Source organism: Sphingomonas mali NBRC 15500, assembly GCF_001598415.1.
Taxonomy (GTDB): Bacteria; Pseudomonadota; Alphaproteobacteria; order Sphingomonadales; family Sphingomonadaceae; genus Sphingomonas; species Sphingomonas mali.
On sequence record NZ_BCYX01000066.1, the window covers coordinates 1 to 16,223 of the forward strand.

The window sequence follows — 16,223 nt, forward strand, 5'->3', positions numbered from 1 at the left end:
CAAGCGGGAGAGGGCAAGAGCCGGGTGACGCGCGTTCGTGAATCATAATCCCTTTTGGGGTTGTCCTGGCCCGATTTCCGGGAGCATGGGCTTGCGCATGCCGCATCCGCTCGTCGCCCGCCTGAACCTCGCCCCCCACCCCGAGGGCGGGTGGTTCCGGGAGACGATGCGCGCGCCAGATCCGCGCGGCGGCCGCGATCTCGCCACGGCAATTTTGTTCCTGCTCGATGCCGGGGAACGCTCGCACTGGCATCGTGTCGACGCCGCCGAATTGTGGATCTGGAACGATGGCCACCCGCTCACGTTGCTGATCCATGAAGACGGCGAGACGCGCGACCACCGCCTCGGCCCCGACAATCCGCAAGTGCTGGTCCCGGCCGGCGCCTGGCAGGCGGCCGAGCCGCGCGACCGCTGGGCCTTGGTCAGCTGCGTGGTGACGCCGGGGTTCGATTTCGGCGGGTTCGAGCTGGCGCCGCCGGGATGGAGCCCGGCATGAACGGACAGGTCGACCTTCACGATCCCGAAATAGAGCCTGCGCCCAGCGACGGCCTGTCCCTGCCGCGACGCTATCTCGCGATCGGTTCGCTGTGCTGCGGGACCGCGCTGATCATCATCGACGGCGGTATCGCCAATGTCGCGCTTCCCTCGATCGCCCGCGACTTGAAGGTCGATTCGAGCTCGGTCGTCGCGATCGTCACCGTCTACCAGCTGATGCTGGTGATGCTGCTCCTGCCCTTTGCCGGGCTCGGCGAGCGGATCGGGCTGAAGCGGATGTACCAGGTCGGGCAGCTGATCTTCACCGTCGCGACACTGCTTTGCTTCTTCGCCAAGAGCCTGCCGTTCCTGTTGGTGGTCCGTGCGGCGCAGGCGATCGGCGCGGCGGGCGCGCTCAGCGTGTCGTCGGCGCTGATCCGCTCGACCTATCCGTCGAAGCAATTGGGCCGGGGGCTCGGCATAAACTCGGTCATCGTGTCAAGCTCGGCCGCCGCCGCGCCGACGATCGGCGGGTTGGTGCTGGCTGTCGCGCCGTGGCCCTGGGTGTTTGCCTGCGCGATTCCGTTCGCGCTGCTCAGCCTGCTGCTCGGTCACGCGCTGCCCGACCCGAAGCCGCGCCACGCCAATTTCGACCTGCTCGGTGCGGTGATGTGCGCGTCGATGTTCGGGCTGATCATCGGCGGCGCGGAAAGCGCAGTGCACGGCGATAGTCCGGTAGTGTCGGGCGCGATCGTCGCGACTGGCGCCTTGATCGGTTATTTCTTCGTCCGCCGCGAGCGGGGGGACGCCAATCCGATCCTGCCGCTCGATCTACTCGACCGCCCGGTCATCGCGCTGTCGGTGATCGGCGCCTATACAGCCTTCATCGCCTCGATGACCCTGTTGCTGTCGACGCCGTTCCGCCTGACCCAGGAATTCGGTTTCAGCGCAGCGATGGTTGGCGCGGCGATCGCGCCTTGGCCGCTCACGAATATGATCGTGGCGCCGATGGCCGGTTGGCTGTCCGACCGCATTCCGGCTGGGCTGCTCGGCGGCATCGGCATGTGCATCAGCATCACCGCACTGCTGTTGATCGCCTTCCTGCCCGATCACCCCAGCTATTTCGACATCGCCTGGCGGATGGCGTTGTGCGGATCGGGGTTCGGCACCTTCATGCCGCCCAACGCGCGGTTGATCATCGGCAGCGCGCCGCGCGAACGCGCGGCGGCGGCGGGCGGGCTGATCTCCACCGTGCGCCTGACCGGGCAGACCACCGGTGCGACCGTGGTGGCCCTCCTGTTGGCGCTGGGCATCGGATCGGGCCGCGTCCCCCCGCTGGTGTCGGTCGGGCTCGCCGCGGTCGCCGGCCTTTGCAGCATCGCGCGCCTGCGCCCCTCAATCCGCAATCCGACACGGACCGAAGTTCAAAGCGACGTACCGACCCTCAAGACGACGCGATAGTGTTCAACCCTCTCCCGCTTGCGGGAGAGGGTTGGGTGAGGGTCTTCTTTCTTCTTTTTTGGCGCTATCCGCTGGGAAGAAGAAAGAAGACCCTCGCCCTCCCACCGCTTCGCGGCGGGCCCCTCCCTCTCCCGCAAGCGGGAGAGGGTTAAGTTCTCAAAAAACCGATTTCGCCTCGGTGCCCATCATCGCGCCGCGCACCAGCGGGATCGGCGGGCCGCCATAGGACAGGAACTGGTCGTGGAACTGCTTCCACGCCTTGCGTCCGCCGCGCGTCGCGGTCCAGTCGTCGCGCAGCTTGCGGATCATCAGCTTGCCGAGCGTGTAGTTGAGATACGCCGGATCGTAGGTCCCGCGCGCCGCCTGCTGGTCCGAATTGCCTTCGTCCTGATAGCATTGCTCGCGGAACATCTTGTACGAATCCGCCTGGGTCATGCCGCGCGCATGCATTCCGATCGCCGACAGGAAGCGGCAATCGCGCAGCAGGGCGTTGGACAATTCGCCGATATGCGTCTCGGGGTCGCCATTCCCCAGGCCGGCATCCCACATCATTTCCTCGGCATAATGCGCCCAGCCCTCGGCATAGGCATAACCGACGAACAGCTGGCCGAAGAGCGAGGGCGAGCGGTTGGCATGCAGGAACTGGACGAAATGTCCCGGCATCACTTCGTGGACCGAGGTGAACAGCAGGTCCATCTTGCCGGGCACGAAGCCGAGCTGCTTGGCCTTGGGCCAGCTCGGATCGGGCGGCGAGATGTAATAGACCGACGGAATGCCCTTATCGAACGGTCCCGGCGGATCGATATAAGCGGAATTCTGCCGGTTATAGGGCGGGCTTTCCTCGACCAGCGCCTGTTCGGTGCCGGGAATCGAAACGATGTCGTGCGACACCACGAACTGGCGCAGCATCGGGATCTGGCGCCGCGCCTCGGCGACCGGATCGTTGCCGGCCGGCTTGTTGGCCGACATCTTGTCCATGCACGCCTGGATGGTCTTCTTCGGCGCATATTTGGCGCACGCTTGCTTGAGCGCGTCCTGGTTCTTGGCTAGGTCCGCCTTGCCCGCCGCCTCGAGCTGATCGAGCGGGGTGTCGACGCCTTCGGTCTCGGCAAGCATGCGCTGGAACTTCTCGGGTCCGAGCGCGAAATCCTTGGTCGCGGTCTTCTTCTGATTGCCGAGCCATTTGGCGAGGTCGCCCGTCACGATCGCCGCGGCTTCGGAGGCGTCCTTCAGATCCTTCTGCATCTTCTTGTCGTGGACGCTGGCGAACGCCTTGCGCGCATCACCGCGATAATAATCTGCGAAGCCGCTGAACGCCGCGACACCATATTTGATGAAGCTCTCGGGCATCGGCGTGCGCAAATTGGTGCGGATGTTCCACACCGCCGACGGCACCTGGCGGAAGAACTTGATCAGCGCCTCCATCCGCACCTTCGCCGGGGCATAAGGCCGCGCGATATAGGTGTTCGGATCGAGGCCGTTGCCGACATAATAAGCCGGATTGGTGTGCGGCTGGTCGGCATCCTCCAGCCAGAACAGCTTTCCGCGCGCGACCTGGATCAGATAATCGCGCTCGAACGCATCCTCCTTGGACAGCTTGGCCTTGTCGAACGCCTGGGCATCGGTGATCGCCTTGTGCAGGAAATCGGCCTGCGCCTTAAGTCCGGCCGGGCTCCAGTCGGGCATCACGCCGTCGAACTCGTGCTTGCCCTGATAGACCGCGAAGGCGGGGTCGAGCTTGAACCAGCCGTCGATAAAGCCATCGCGGAAGTGCGCCCATTGCTGAGACGGGCCAGCCGGTACTGGCGCCGTCGTGTTGGCGACGGCGGTTTCGTTGACGTTCGTTGCGTTGACGTTGGAAGAAGTGGTCGACGAATGACACGACGCCAGCGCGATACAGGCGACCGCGCCCAGCAGCTTGAACTTCATTGGACTCTCCGAACCTTATAGGATGGAGTGCTGCCAGATTGCGCGGCGCGACGCCAGTGCGCTTGCTCCACATCAACCCGCGGCCGCTTATTTGAGCGGGACGACGACCTCGTTGGGATTAACCACGTTCAGCTGCTTGCGCGTCAGCTCGTCGGCCATATCCGGATCGACCTTGTTCGGGTCGAGCAACTGGACGCGATTGGCGAGCACCGTCTGCTTCTGCTTGAGCTCGGCAAGCTGCTGCTGCTTTTTGGCGAGCAGGCGCTGGTAATCGCCATAGGCGAGCGCGCCGTTGCTGCCGACAACCGCATAGGTGCCGAAAAACGCCATGATCCCCAACGCGAGCGCGGGAAAGGCGGCACGACGAAAAACGGAACCGAAAGTGGTGCGGCGGCGGGACGACATCTTTTGGTCTTCTCGCGCACCGCGACTCGCGGATCAACCCCGTATTTAACCATGTTTCGCCGAATCGAATCGGATTGGCGATGAATTGAATCGCGAGTGACCGGCAAGCAACAGGTCAGGTCGCCACCCCGCACTCTTTCCGGGTCCAGCCCCCACAACGGAACTCAGCCGTTGTTGGAAGCCGGATGCCGGGACAAGTCCGGTATGACGACGACCGACTTACTTTCCGCGGATCACACTCCGCCCGGCAAACACCGCGACGTCGCCCAGTTCCTCTTCGATCCGGATCAGCTGGTTGTACTTGGCCAACCGGTCCGACCGCGCCAGGCTGCCGGTCTTGATCTGACCGCAATTGGTCGCGACCGCCAGGTCGGCGATCGTCGCGTCCTCGGTCTCGCCCGAACGGTGCGACATCACCGCGGTGTACGAATTGCGCTGCGCCATCGACACCGCCGCCAGCGTCTCGGTCAGCGTGCCGATCTGGTTCACCTTGACCAGGATCGAATTGGCGAGGCCGCGCTCGATGCCGTCGGCCAGCCGCTTGGGGTTGGTCACGAACAGATCGTCGCCGACCAGCTGGACCTTGTCGCCGACCATGTCGGTCAGCGCCTTCCAGCCCTCGAAATCGTCTTCCGCCATGCCGTCCTCGATCGAGATGATCGGGTATTTGGCGACCAGGTCCGCGTAATAGGCAGCCATTTCGTGCGGCGTCAGCACCTTGCCCTCGGCCGAGATGTGATACTTGCCGTCCTTGAAGAATTCGGTCGAGGCTGGATCGAGCGCGAGCATCACGTCGTCGCCGGGCGTATACCCTGCCCCTTCGATCGCCCGCATGATGAAGTCGAGTGCGTCGGTGGTGTTGGCGATGTCCGGCGCGAAGCCGCCTTCGTCACCGACGCCGGTGGACAGGCCCTTCTCATGAAGCATCTTCTTGAGCGTGTGGAAGATTTCCGATCCGGTGCGCACCGCCTCGAACAGCGACGACGCGCCGACCGGCATGATCATGAATTCCTGGAAATCGATCGGGTTGTCGGCATGTTCGCCGCCATTGATGATGTTCATCATCGGCACCGGCAGAACGTGCGCATTAACCCCGCCGACATAGCGATAGAGCGGCAGGCCGCGCGCATCGGCCGCGGCCTTCGCAGTCGCCAGGCTGACACCCAGGATCGCATTGGCGCCCAACCGCGCCTTGTTCGGCGTGCCGTCGAGCGCGATCATCGCGGCGTCGACCTCGGCCTGATCCTCGGCATCGAAGCCGAGCAATGTGTCGGCGATCTCGCCGTTGACCGCGTCGACCGCTTTCTGCACGCCCTTGCCCGACCAGCGGCTCTTGTCGCCGTCGCGCAGTTCGACCGCTTCGTGCGCGCCGGTCGAGGCGCCCGAGGGCACCGCGGCGCGACCGAACGACCCGTCCTCGAGCATCACTTCGACCTCGACCGTGGGGTTGCCGCGGCTGTCGATGATCTGGCGGCCGTGAATGTCGATGATTGCGGTCATGGAACGGTCTTCCTAGATAAGGGATTGGGGCGTCGCGGCGGCGCTCTAACGGCTTCGCGCGCGGGCGGCAAATCGCTTGTCCCGCCAGACGGAACCGGCAAGCGCCGCCTTGGTTGTCGATATGGAACAGCGATTGTCGACCTCTGTCGACAGCGAACCAGTAAGGAAGAGTACCATGGCCGATACCGCATCGAACGAAACGCCGAACGGCACGGGGACCGCCGGCGGGACGACTGGTGACAAGCCAAACGCCACCCAGGCGCTCAAGGACAATGTGATCAAGTTCGCCAACGACGCCGGCGAAAAGGCGAAGGGCTATGCCGAGGATGGCAAGAGCCGCGCCGGCACCGCGCTCGACGAGCTGGCGAAGATGCTGCAGGATGCCGCCGGCACGGTCGACGAGAAGGTCGGCGAGCAATATGGCCAATATGCCCGCTCCGCCGCCGACGCCGTCGCCAACTTCTCGGGCGCGCTCAAGGAAAAGCAGGTCGACGACATCATCGACGATGCGCGCGAATTCGTGAAGAAAAGCCCGGCGGTGGCGATCGGCACCGCCGCCGCGATCGGCTTCGTCCTGGCGCGGTTGGTCAAGGCAGGGCTCGATGGTCAGGCCGACAAACCGTCGGACAAGCCGTCGAACGACACCAAAGCCTGATCCGAGCGGCCGCGCGTGGAGGGGGAACCGCAGCCCGACGAGAGCATCACGTCGCTGGTCAGCCGACTGATCGACGATGGCGAGAATTTCGTTCGGGCGGAGGTCAAACTCTATCGCGCGCGGCTGTTCTCACGGCTGGACGAGGCGCGCAACGCGATCCTGCTCGGAATCGGCGCGCTGGTGCTCGCACAAGCGGTGTTGGTGGCGGCGCTGGTGGGGTTGCTGATGACCTTGCGCTGGCTGGTCGGTCCGGGATGGGCGACCTTGATCGTCGTCGGCGGAGGTGTGCTGGTAACCGCGATCATGGGCTGGGGCGCCTGGCTGCTGGTCAAGAAGGCGACCGCGATCACCGACAAGGATGGCCGATAGTGAACCTGATCGACGAGGAACTGGCCAAGGCGGAAACCAACTCCGTCGACGCACGCCGTCAATTGGCGCGGACCGTCGTTGCGCTGCAATCGCGGCTGAAGCCCAGCGCCCTCGCTCGCGATGCGATCGAGGAATTGAAAGAGGTCGGTGGCGAAATGGCGCGGTCCGGAATCGAGTCGGTGAAGCGCAACCCCCTGCCCGCTATCGGTATCACGGCGCTGTTGACCGCATTTATCGCGCGTAAACCGCTCGCGCGCCTGCTCCGAAGGCAACCGACCGACGCATGAAGAGTTCGACCCCATACAAGAGGGACATGGATATGACCGAGACAGCAGAGACCAAACAGAGCGGCCGCGTGGAAAGCGCCCTGGCGACCGCACGCGGCGCGACCAACGACGCGCTTCACGAAACGCGCAAGGTCGCCGAACGCGCCGGCAAGGCGATCGAGACCAATCCGCTCGCGGTGATTGCCGGCGGGATCGCGATCGGCCTGGCGGCGGGTGCGCTGCTGCCCAAGACCAAACGCGAAACGGAATTGCTGGGCTCGGTCGGCAAGCGCCTGACCGGTGTCGCGGCGGGCGCCGCCGAAGCCGCGCGCGATGCCGCCAAGGCGGAGCTCGGCTCGCTGCCGCTCAGCAAGGACGCCGCCAAGGCGCAGGTTTCGAAGCTGATCGACCAGGTGGCCAAAGCGGTGTCGAGCGCGGGGGACGCGGCGCTCAACCGTACCGCAGCCGAGGCGCCGCCGTTAAAGCCGGCAAAGAAGTCCAAATAGGCGCTTCAACGCTGCACCGCAGCAGGTTATGGGGTGGGGCATGAGCAAGCTCCACCTCGTGTTCGGCGGCCGCGTCAAGGATCCGCAGACTCTCGATTTCGACGAAAAGACCATTGAGGTCGTCGGCATCTATCCCGATTACGCCTCGGCCGAAAAAGCGTGGCGCGCCGCTGCGCAACGCACGGTCGACGATGCCGAGATGAAGTTCGTGGTGGTCCACCTGCACCGCTTGCTCGAGCCCGATCCCGACCTGCAGGCGCCGCACGGCTAAAATATCTGCATCCGCTACGTCGTCATCCCAGCCTCACGCTGGGTGATGCCAGGCGTAACGGGTAGCGGGCGCTACGCCTTACGATAGCGCCACAGCAGCAGTGGACGCGCCAGGACCAGGCCGACGATGAAGCCGCCGATATGCGCGCCGATCGCGACCGGCTGGCCCATCATCGTCGCGAATCCGATCAACAGGTTAATCCCAGTCCAGGCCGCACCCAGCCACAAAGCGTGGATAAGTCCGGCGGGCAGCGGCCCCACGCCTGGCGTACGGCTCCCGCCGTACAACATCGCATAGGCGGCCACGAGCGCGGAGATCGCGCCGCTGGCGCCGATCATCGGCATGACCGCAGCCGGATCCTGCGCCCATTGCCCGGCCGCGGCGGCGTAGGCGCCGACCACATAGAGCGCCGCTATGCTGACCGATCCAAGCGCGCGCTCAGCCTCGCGTCCGCAATAGACCAGCATCACCATGTTGAAGAACAGATGCATCCACCCGCCATGCAGCAGGGTGGCGCTGAGCGGCGTCAGCCAGACGGGCACGAGCCAGCCGGCATAATTGGCGATCGGCACGTCGGGAACGCGACCGGGAATGAACCCGCCGGTGACCGCTGCCAGGTCGGGTGCAACGAACAGAATCGCGCATACCGACACGGCGACGGTCAGGATCGCTATCCCGTACGTCGCCGGCGCATCGCGGAAATGCATCGGGTTTAGAGCGGCGCGCATGATTTATAAATCATGCACGCCGCTCTGTTTCTCTGTGGTCGCATCGCTTTCGCGGAAAACCGGTACCCACTTTTCCGCGCGATGCTCTAAATGAACTCGATCTTGGCGACGACGTAATAGCGGTCGCCGGCCGGCACCGACACTTCGACCTCGTCATCGACCTTGCGGCCGATCAGCGCGCGGCCGAGCGGCGAATTGTACGAGATGCGGCCGCTCTTGGCGTCCGCCTCGGTCTGGCCGACGATCTGATACTTTACCGGCTTCTCGTCGTCATCGAGCAACGTCACCGTCGCGCCGAACACGACCTTGTCGCCCGACAATTCGGTCGGATCGATGATCTGCGCGCGGCTGAGCTTATCCTCGATATCGGCGATCGACGCCTCGATCTGGCCCTGACGCTCCTTGGCGGCATGATATTCGGCGTTTTCCGACAGGTCGCCGTGCGCGCGGGCCTCCTCGATCGCATCGACGATCTGGGGCCGCTCGTCTTTGAGACGGCGCAGATCCGCAGTGAGCTTTTCATAGCCCTCTTGCAGCATCGGCATCTTCTCAACAGTCGCCATAACCCCTGGTCCCTCGTTCCAAATATTCATCCCCAAGCGGCCCGTTCCGGAACCGCCCGCACCTGTTTCTCTTGTGAGGGGATCAATTGTGCGAGTGCGAATGATAGGATTGCAGCGGCCGAACTTCAAGTGACCGTGTTGCAAGTGCCACAATAGCCTTTGCAGCTTCGACCGACGCAGAGGCCGTGGTGAAGTGCGGAATCTTCTGCGCGACCGCTGCTTGGCGGATCGGCTGCGAGTCCTTGAGCGACTGCCAGCCTTCGGTCGTATTGAAGATCATGTCGATGCCGCCGTCCTTGATCCGGTCGACGATATGCGGACGGCCCTGCGCCACCTTGTTGACGCGTTCGACCGGCACGCCATGCTCGCTGAGATAATCCGCCGTGCCACCGGTCGCGACGACGGTGAAGCCGAAATCGGCGAGCGCGCGGGCGCCGGGCAGGACGACCGGCTTGTCGCTGTCCTTGACGCTGATGAACACCGTCCCGCTCTCCGGCAGGATGGTCCCCGCGCCGAGTTCGGCCTTGCCGAAGGCTGCGGTGAAATCCTGATCTATTCCCATGACTTCGCCGGTTGACTTCATTTCCGGTGAGAGAACAGGATCGATCCCCTGGAAGCGGTTGAACGGGAACACCGCTTCCTTGACCGCGAAATAGCCGATGTCGCGATCGATCACCGGCAAGTCCTTGAGCTTCTCCCCCGCCATCACCCGGCTGGCGATCTTGGCGATCGGCGATCCGATCGCCTTGGCGACGAACGGCACCGTGCGGCTGGCGCGCGGATTGACCTCGATCAGATAGACTTTGCCGTCCTTGACCGCGAATTGGATATTCATCAGGCCGACCACGTTGAGCGCCCGCGCCAGCAAGTCGGTCTGGCGCTCGATCTCGGCGATGATATCGTCAGGCAGGCTGTAGGGCGGGATCGAGCAGGCACTGTCGCCCGAATGAACGCCGGCTTCCTCGATATGCTGGAGCACGCCAGCGACCACGACGTCGGTGCCGTCGCAGATCGCATCGACATCGACCTCGATCGCGTCGCGCAGATATTGGTCGATCAGCACTGGCGAATCGCCCGACACCTGGACCGCGGTCTGGATATAATCGTCGAGCTGCTGGGTGCCGTCGACGATCTCCATTGCGCGGCCACCGAGGACATAGCTCGGGCGCATGAGCACGGGATAGCCGATGCGTTCCGCCACCGCGACCGCCTCGTCGCGACTGCGCGCAATACCGTTGGCCGGCTGGTGCAGGCCAAGCTTGTTGACCAACGCCGCGAACCGCTCGCGATCCTCGGCCAGGTCGATCGCATCGGGGCTGGTGCCGAGGATCGGAATGCCAGCCTTCTCCAACGCGCGAGCCAGGTTGAGCGGGGTCTGGCCACCGAACTGGACGATCACGCCGACCAGTTCGCCCGCCTGTTGCTCGGTATGGAGGATCTCGAGCACATCCTCGGCGGTCAGCGGCTCGAAATAGAGCCGGTCCGAGGTGTCGTAATCGGTCGACACCGTCTCCGGGTTGCAATTGATCATGATCGTCTCGAACCCGGCGTCCGCCAGCGCGAAACAGGCGTGGCAGCAGCAATAGTCGAATTCGATCCCCTGCCCGATCCGGTTCGGACCGCCACCCAGGATGACGATCTTGCGCCGCGTCGACGGCTGGCTTTCGCACTCGGGCGCGCCGAAGCTCGGCGCCTCATAGGTCGAGTACATGTACGGCGTCTTGGCGTCGAACTCGGCGGCGCAGGTGTCGATGCGCTTGAACACCGGGCGCACGCCTAGCTTGTGCCGCAGCGCGCGCACTTCGTCCTCATTGACCCCGCCGGCCATCGCCTTGACCGCTTCGTGGATCAGGCCGCTACGCGCCGGGAAACGGTCGCGCAGCCCGACCGACTGCACCGCGAGATAGGCAAGCCGCTTGTCGCTGAAGCCCATCGACTTGAGGCGGCGCATGCCGGGTGCGTCCTGCGGCAAGCCATTGGCGATCACTTCGTTTTCGGCGGCGATGATCTCGGCGATGCGTTCGAGGAACCACGGATCGTATTTGGCGATCGCATGCACCTCGGCGACGGTGAAGCCTTCACGCAGCGCTTGCGCCGCGACCAGCAGCCGATCGGGAGTCGCCACGGCCAACGCCGCCTCGATCTCGTCACGCGGCGCGCCGACCAGGCGGTCGACCGTGTTGAACCCCGACAGGCCGGTCTCGAGCCCACGTAGCGCTTTCTGCAGCGATTCGTGGATGTTGCGGCCGATCGCCATCACTTCGCCGACCGACTTCATCGCGGTCGACAGCACGGCTTCGGCTCCCTTGAACTTCTCGAACGCGAAGCGCGGGATCTTGGTGACGATATAGTCGATCGTCGGCTCGAACGACGCCGGCGTCGCGCCGGTGATGTCGTTGGTGATCTCGTCGAGCGTGTAGCCGACCGCCAGCTTGGCCGCGACCTTGGCGATCGGGAAGCCGGTCGCCTTCGACGCCAGTGCCGACGAGCGCGACACGCGCGGGTTCATCTCGATGACGACGAGACGGCCGTCCTTCGGATTGACTGCGAACTGAACGTTCGAACCACCTGTTTCTACACCGATTTCACGCAGCGTCGCGATCGACGCGTTGCGCATGATCTGATATTCCTTGTCGGTCAGCGTCAGCGCGGGCGCGACGGTGATCGAATCGCCGGTGTGGACCCCCATCGGATCGACATTCTCGATCGAGCAGACGATGATGGCATTGTCCTTGCGGTCGCGGACGACCTCCATCTCATATTCTTTCCAGCCGAGCAGCGATTCCTCGATCAGCACCTCGGTGGTCGGGCTGGCGTCGAGCCCCTTGCGGACGATGTCGATGAACTCGTCCTTGTTATAGGCGACGCCGCCGCCGGTCCCGCCCAGCGTGAAGCTCGGGCGGATGATCGCCGGCAAGCCGACCTTTTCGAGTCCTTCCAGCGCCTCGGCCTCCGAATGCGCGATCGCCGAGCGCGCGCTTTCGAGACCGATCTTGGTCATCGCGTCCTTGAACTTGAGGCGGTCTTCGGCCTTGTCGATCGCCTCGGCATCGGCGCCGATCATGATCACGCCGAATTTCTCGAGCGTGCCATCCTGCGCGAGCGCCAAAGCGGTGTTGAGCGCGGTCTGCCCGCCCATCGTCGGCAGCACCGCATCAGGGCGCTCCTTCTCGATGATCTTGGCGACGACGCCGGGGGTGATCGGCTCGATATAGGTCGCGTCGGCCAGCTCGGGATCGGTCATGATCGTCGCCGGGTTCGAATTGACCAGGACGATGCGATAGCCCTCTTCCTTGAGCGCCTTGATCGCCTGCGTGCCCGAATAATCGAACTCGCACGCCTGGCCGATGACGATCGGCCCGGCGCCGATGACGAGGATCGAGGAGATGTCGGTGCGTTTGGGCATTATCTTTTACTTCTTCGGTCTGCGAGACGAGGTGACGATCTCGAACGCGCGATCTGTTTCGGTGCGATTGAACACGAGGCGGGTTTCGAACGCTTCGCATCGAGGTATGGAAAGTGAAAGCGTGCCGCTCAGAACACCCTGGATCATCTGCGACACAGACAAGCCTAAGTTCCGATTGCGGGGGTTGAGCGAATTTCGCGGTGCACTGGCCTCGGCTACGACCCCCGGACACTTCGGGGACGACAGCTCGAACTGGACCTCTTCATTCTCCCGCCGTGCGACGATCGCGACATCGTCAACCACAGCCCTCGCTTCGCACTGCAAACGGTCGAACGTATCGCGCGGAGCCGGTGGGCAACGCACATTCCATACTCCGAAATTCCCGACAAAATCGGGATCGACGATTTGCCCAGGGGCGACCGCCGCGCCGGTCGCCAGCATCAAAGCCGTAACCGCAATCACCGCAACGAGCCCACAAACTTCTCGAACAGATAGAAACTGTCCTGCGGCCCAGGGCTCGCCTCAGGGTGGTATTGCACGCTGAACGCCGGACGATCGGTCAACTCAAGCCCGGCATTCGACCCGTCGAACAACGACACATGCGTCTCGCGCGCATTGGCCGGCAGGCTGTCGCGTTCGACCGCGAAGCCGTGGTTCATGCTGGTGATCTCGACCCTGCCGTCACTGAGGCGCTTGACCGGATGGTTGGCGCCGCGATGGCCCTGGAACATCTTGGTCGTGCTCGCGCCCACGGCCAGACCGAGCAATTGGTGGCCGAGGCAGATGCCGAACAGCGGAATGTTGGTCTCGAGCAATTGCTGGATCACCGGTACGGCATATTCGCCGGTAGCGGCAGGGTCGCCCGGGCCGTTCGACAGGAAAAAGCCGTCGGGCTTGAGCGCCATCACCTGGTCGAAGGTCGCGGTGGCGGGGACGACGCTGACCTTGGCGCCGGCCTTGACCAGATTGCGGTAGATGTTGCGCTTGGCGCCGTAATCGATGGCGACGACATGGGGACGGTCATCCTCGCGCCCCTCCCCGCCATAGCCGAACCCCAGCCGCCAGACGCCGCCTTCCCAGCCGTAATCCATCTCGGTGGTGACCGCGATCGCCAGGTCCATGCCTTCCAGCCCCGGCCAGGCGCGCGCCATGTCGAGCAGAAGGGGAACGTCGAACTTGCCGTCGGCGGCATGCGCGATGACGCCGTTGGGGGCGCCGCCCGTCCGGATTCGCTTGGTCAGCGCGCGCGTGTCGATCCCGGCCAGCCCGACCCGCGCATGGCGCTTCATCCAGTCGTCGAGCCGCTCGACCGACCGGAAGTTGCTGGGCTCGGTCACGTCCTCGCGCACGATCATGCCGAGCGCGTGCGGCATGTCCGCCTCCACGTCGTCGGGATTGGCGCCGACATTGCCGATATGCGGGAAGGTGAAGGTAATGATCTGACCGGCGAAGCTCGGGTCGGTCATGATCTCCTGATAGCCGGTCATCGCGGTGTGGAAGCACACTTCGCCGACCGCCTGGCCCTCGGCACCGAAGCCGCGGCCCCAAAGCACGTCCCCCGATGCTAGAACGAGGCATCCGGTCGCCCCTTCGGGCACGGCAAAAGGCTTGGCGTCGGCCATCGTCGGCGGGCACTCCGTTGGTTTGGGCAGCGATGTCGCTAAGGCCCGGCAGCTAGACCCCTACCCCCCTCGCGTCAACCGGCTGGCGTCGCTATGTGGGCCTGATGATAAGAGATGACATCAAGAACGCCCTCGTCACCGCCATGAAAGGCGGAGACAAGCAGGGAACCGCCGCGATCCGCCTGATCCAGAGCGCGATCAAGAACCGCGACATCGAGGAGCGCGTCAAGGCGCAGCCGACCGAGGATGACACGCTCGTCACCGAAGTGCTGCAGAAAATGGTCAAGCAGCGCCGCGAATCGATCGAAATGTACGTGAAGGGCGGCCGCCAGGAACTCGCCGATGTCGAGCAGAGCGAAATCGACGTGATCGAGCGCTTCCTGCCCGCGCAGATGAGCGAGGCGGAGACCAGCGCGGCCATCGAGGCGATCAAGGCCGAGCTGGGCGCGAGCGGCATGAAAGACATGGGCCGCGTGATGGCGGAGCTGAAGGCGCGCCATGCGCAGAATCTGGACATGTCCAAGGCGAGTGGGCTGGTGAAGGCGGCGTTGTCGTAAATAGCCGACGCCGGACCGGGGGGCGACGCCTCGGCAGCGCTGGTCCCCGCGCCTCCCCTACTCCGTTCGTCCTGAGCTTGTCGAAGGACGTGTTCGCGCTAAGCCTCTCGATCGAATCACCCCATCCTGCCATCCTTCTCGGATGGCGTTCTGGGCTTACCTCTTGAAATGCTCCGACGGCAGCTATTATGCCGGTCATACCGATAACCTCGAGATTCGCATCGGCATGCATCAGGCGGGGCGCGGCAGCGATTATACTGCCCGCCGACAGCCCGTCGTACTCGTGTGGTCGCAGGACTTCGGCACAAGGATCGAAGCCTTGAGCGCCGAACGGCAGATCAAAGGCTGGTCCAGAGCCAAGAAAGAGGCGCTGATTGCGGGTGACTGGGTTTTATTGTCCCAACTGGCCGCGTCGCGTGGAACACGTCCTTCGACAAGCTCAGGACGAACGGAGATGGGCGGCACGTGACGCAACCCCATTCCACCCAGTTGCCAAACCCGGCAGGGATGCGGCGATAGCGTGATATAACGCGGGGGCGAGTCTTACCCTCGCTCCCCACAACAAACCGCACGCGACTCCCGCAATTCAGGCGCTTCCATCGCCGCCCATCGTCCCAACCTCACGTTCGGTGAGGATGCGGTCGATCAGTCCCCATTCCATCGCTTCTTCCGCCGTCATGAAGCGATCGCGGTCCATCGCGGCCTCGAACTCCTCATAGGTGCGACCGCAATGCTCGGCGTAGAGCCGGGTCATGCGCTGCTTGGTGCGAAAGATTTCCTCGGCGTGGATCAGCATGTCCGACGCCTGCCCCTGGAAGCCGCCCGACGGCTGGTGGATGAGGATGCTGGCATTGGGCAAGGCGGCGCGTTCGCCGGGTTCGCCCGCCATCAGCAGGAACGAGCCCATCGATCGCGCCGTCCCCATGCAGAGCGTGTGAACGGGGGCGCGAATGTATTGCATGGTATCGTACATCGCGAGGCCGCTGGTCACGACACCGCCGGGTGAATTGACGTAGAGCTGGATCGGCTTGCGGGGATTTTCGGCCTCCAGGAACAACAATTGCGCGCAGACGAGCGCGGCCACGGCGTCGTTCACCTCCCCGTTCAGGAAGATGATCCGCTCGCGGAGCAGGCGCGAATAGATATCGAACGAGCGTTCGCCACGGCTGGATTGCTCGATGACCATGGGGACGAGTTGCATCGCTTCGCGCATCGGCGAACTCCTGATCTGCTGAAATTTTTGCCGGGTGGGCCGAGACGTCAGGCGGCGAGCATCATCAACGGGCCGTTATTGTTCGCCGCCAACAATCTGCGTGGCACCAACCGCGCATCCGTCAGGCCGTGAACCACCCTGAGGATCGAGCCGCCCTCCGCGCCGGGCCTGACCTGGAAGGTAACCACGCTTTCGAGGAACGGCGGTTCACCGTCGCGCATCGCGTAGCGGATTTCCTCGCCAGGGGCGGTGGAGACCGGAGCGGCATCGGCCAGATCCTCCTCGGGCAGCCATTTGT

At 64.1% G+C, this 16,223-nt stretch carries 19 protein-coding genes; 9 read left to right on the forward strand and 10 right to left on the reverse strand.

What is annotated here, in order from left to right; translation table 11 throughout:
* Positions 1-97 precede the first annotated feature (97 nt).
* Together SMA01S_RS22760 and SMA01S_RS22765 are read left to right on the forward strand one after the other, a co-directional pair.
* Positions 98-496: a cupin domain-containing protein gene (locus SMA01S_RS22760; RefSeq protein WP_066827683.1), complete on the forward strand. Its 399-nt coding sequence runs from the start codon at positions 98-100 to the stop codon at positions 494-496.
* The gene (locus SMA01S_RS22765; protein ID WP_066827685.1) at positions 493-1,935 is read left to right on the forward strand and encodes an MFS transporter; all 1,443 of its coding nucleotides are present in this window, start codon (positions 493-495) and stop codon (positions 1,933-1,935) included. Before SMA01S_RS22760 ends, SMA01S_RS22765 begins: the two co-directional genes overlap by 4 nt.
* A 156-nt stretch (positions 1,936-2,091) precedes the next feature.
* Here SMA01S_RS22765 and SMA01S_RS22770 read toward each other — a convergent pair whose 3' ends face one another.
* The 3 genes from SMA01S_RS22770 to eno all read right to left on the reverse strand — a co-directional run bounded on the left by SMA01S_RS22770 (position 2,092) and on the right by eno (position 5,769).
* Positions 2,092-3,864 carry a DUF885 domain-containing protein gene (locus SMA01S_RS22770; protein ID WP_066827653.1) on the reverse strand — a complete coding sequence of 591 codons (1,773 nt, stop codon included), beginning with the start codon at positions 3,862-3,864 and terminating at the stop codon, positions 2,092-2,094.
* Positions 3,865-3,951: 87 nt separating this feature from the next.
* Complete coding sequence (locus tag SMA01S_RS22775) at positions 3,952-4,269, reverse strand: FtsB family cell division protein (RefSeq protein ID WP_066827655.1); 318 nt, start codon at positions 4,267-4,269, stop codon at positions 3,952-3,954.
* Between the two features lie 219 nt (positions 4,270-4,488).
* Positions 4,489-5,769 carry a phosphopyruvate hydratase gene (gene eno / locus SMA01S_RS22780; protein ID WP_066827656.1) on the reverse strand — a complete coding sequence of 427 codons (1,281 nt, stop codon included), beginning with the start codon at positions 5,767-5,769 and terminating at the stop codon, positions 4,489-4,491.
* 175 nt (positions 5,770-5,944) lie between these two features.
* On the opposite strand from eno, the gene SMA01S_RS22785 reads away from it, so the two are divergent.
* From SMA01S_RS22785 to SMA01S_RS22805, 5 genes are read left to right on the forward strand one after another with little or no spacing between them, the layout of a single operon-like run.
* Positions 5,945-6,424, forward strand: coding sequence for a hypothetical protein (locus SMA01S_RS22785; protein ID WP_066827658.1), 480 nt, complete (start codon positions 5,945-5,947; stop codon positions 6,422-6,424).
* 15 nt (positions 6,425-6,439) lie between these two features.
* Positions 6,440-6,793 carry a phage holin family protein gene (locus tag SMA01S_RS22790; protein ID WP_066827661.1) on the forward strand — a complete coding sequence of 118 codons (354 nt, stop codon included), beginning with the start codon at positions 6,440-6,442 and terminating at the stop codon, positions 6,791-6,793.
* Entirely contained in the window at positions 6,793-7,080 is a 288-nt protein-coding gene (locus tag SMA01S_RS22795) for a DUF3618 domain-containing protein (RefSeq protein ID WP_066827662.1), read from the forward strand. The genes SMA01S_RS22790 and SMA01S_RS22795 overlap by 1 nt, the downstream gene beginning before the upstream one ends.
* Before the next feature lie 32 nt (positions 7,081-7,112).
* Positions 7,113-7,565 carry a hypothetical protein gene (locus tag SMA01S_RS22800; protein WP_157094110.1) on the forward strand — a complete coding sequence of 151 codons (453 nt, stop codon included), beginning with the start codon at positions 7,113-7,115 and terminating at the stop codon, positions 7,563-7,565.
* Between the two features lie 40 nt (positions 7,566-7,605).
* Positions 7,606-7,836, forward strand: coding sequence for a DUF4170 domain-containing protein (locus tag SMA01S_RS22805; protein ID WP_066827665.1), 231 nt, complete (start codon positions 7,606-7,608; stop codon positions 7,834-7,836).
* A gap of 71 nt (positions 7,837-7,907) precedes the next feature.
* On the opposite strand, the gene SMA01S_RS22810 is transcribed toward SMA01S_RS22805, so the two are convergent.
* The 5 genes from SMA01S_RS22810 to carA form a co-directional block, all read right to left on the reverse strand.
* The gene (locus SMA01S_RS22810; protein WP_245649405.1) at positions 7,908-8,564 is read right to left on the reverse strand and encodes a rhomboid family intramembrane serine protease; all 657 of its coding nucleotides are present in this window, start codon (positions 8,562-8,564) and stop codon (positions 7,908-7,910) included.
* An 86-nt stretch (positions 8,565-8,650) separates the two neighbouring features.
* Positions 8,651-9,127, reverse strand: coding sequence for a transcription elongation factor GreA (greA, locus tag SMA01S_RS22815; protein ID WP_066810540.1), 477 nt, complete (start codon positions 9,125-9,127; stop codon positions 8,651-8,653).
* An 82-nt stretch (positions 9,128-9,209) separates the two neighbouring features.
* Positions 9,210-12,533, reverse strand: a complete 3,324-nt coding sequence (gene carB / locus SMA01S_RS22820) for a carbamoyl-phosphate synthase large subunit (RefSeq protein ID WP_066827669.1) — start codon at positions 12,531-12,533, stop codon at positions 9,210-9,212.
* A gap of 6 nt (positions 12,534-12,539) precedes the next feature.
* The gene (locus tag SMA01S_RS22825; protein ID WP_066827671.1) at positions 12,540-12,974 is read right to left on the reverse strand and encodes a hypothetical protein; all 435 of its coding nucleotides are present in this window, start codon (positions 12,972-12,974) and stop codon (positions 12,540-12,542) included.
* 17 nt (positions 12,975-12,991) lie between these two features.
* Entirely contained in the window at positions 12,992-14,155 is a 1,164-nt protein-coding gene (carA, locus tag SMA01S_RS22830; RefSeq protein WP_066827673.1) for a glutamine-hydrolyzing carbamoyl-phosphate synthase small subunit, read from the reverse strand.
* Between the two features lie 104 nt (positions 14,156-14,259).
* On the opposite strand from carA, the gene SMA01S_RS22835 reads away from it, so the two are divergent.
* A complete protein-coding gene (locus SMA01S_RS22835; protein ID WP_066827675.1) occupies positions 14,260-14,712 on the forward strand; it encodes a GatB/YqeY domain-containing protein in 453 nt (150 codons plus the stop codon).
* Between the two features lie 142 nt (positions 14,713-14,854).
* Positions 14,855-15,181, forward strand: coding sequence for a GIY-YIG nuclease family protein (locus tag SMA01S_RS22840; protein WP_066827677.1), 327 nt, complete (start codon positions 14,855-14,857; stop codon positions 15,179-15,181).
* Positions 15,182-15,298: 117 nt separating this feature from the next.
* Here the strand turns inward: SMA01S_RS22840 and SMA01S_RS22845 are convergent, their stop codons facing one another.
* Positions 15,299-15,925 (reverse strand): ATP-dependent Clp protease proteolytic subunit, encoded by a 627-nt coding sequence (locus SMA01S_RS22845; protein ID WP_066827679.1) that lies wholly within the window; start codon positions 15,923-15,925, stop codon positions 15,299-15,301.
* A gap of 47 nt (positions 15,926-15,972) precedes the next feature.
* Positions 15,973-16,223 (reverse strand): polyketide cyclase (locus SMA01S_RS24910; RefSeq protein WP_066827681.1); only part of this gene is annotated, 251 nt, incomplete at its 5' end.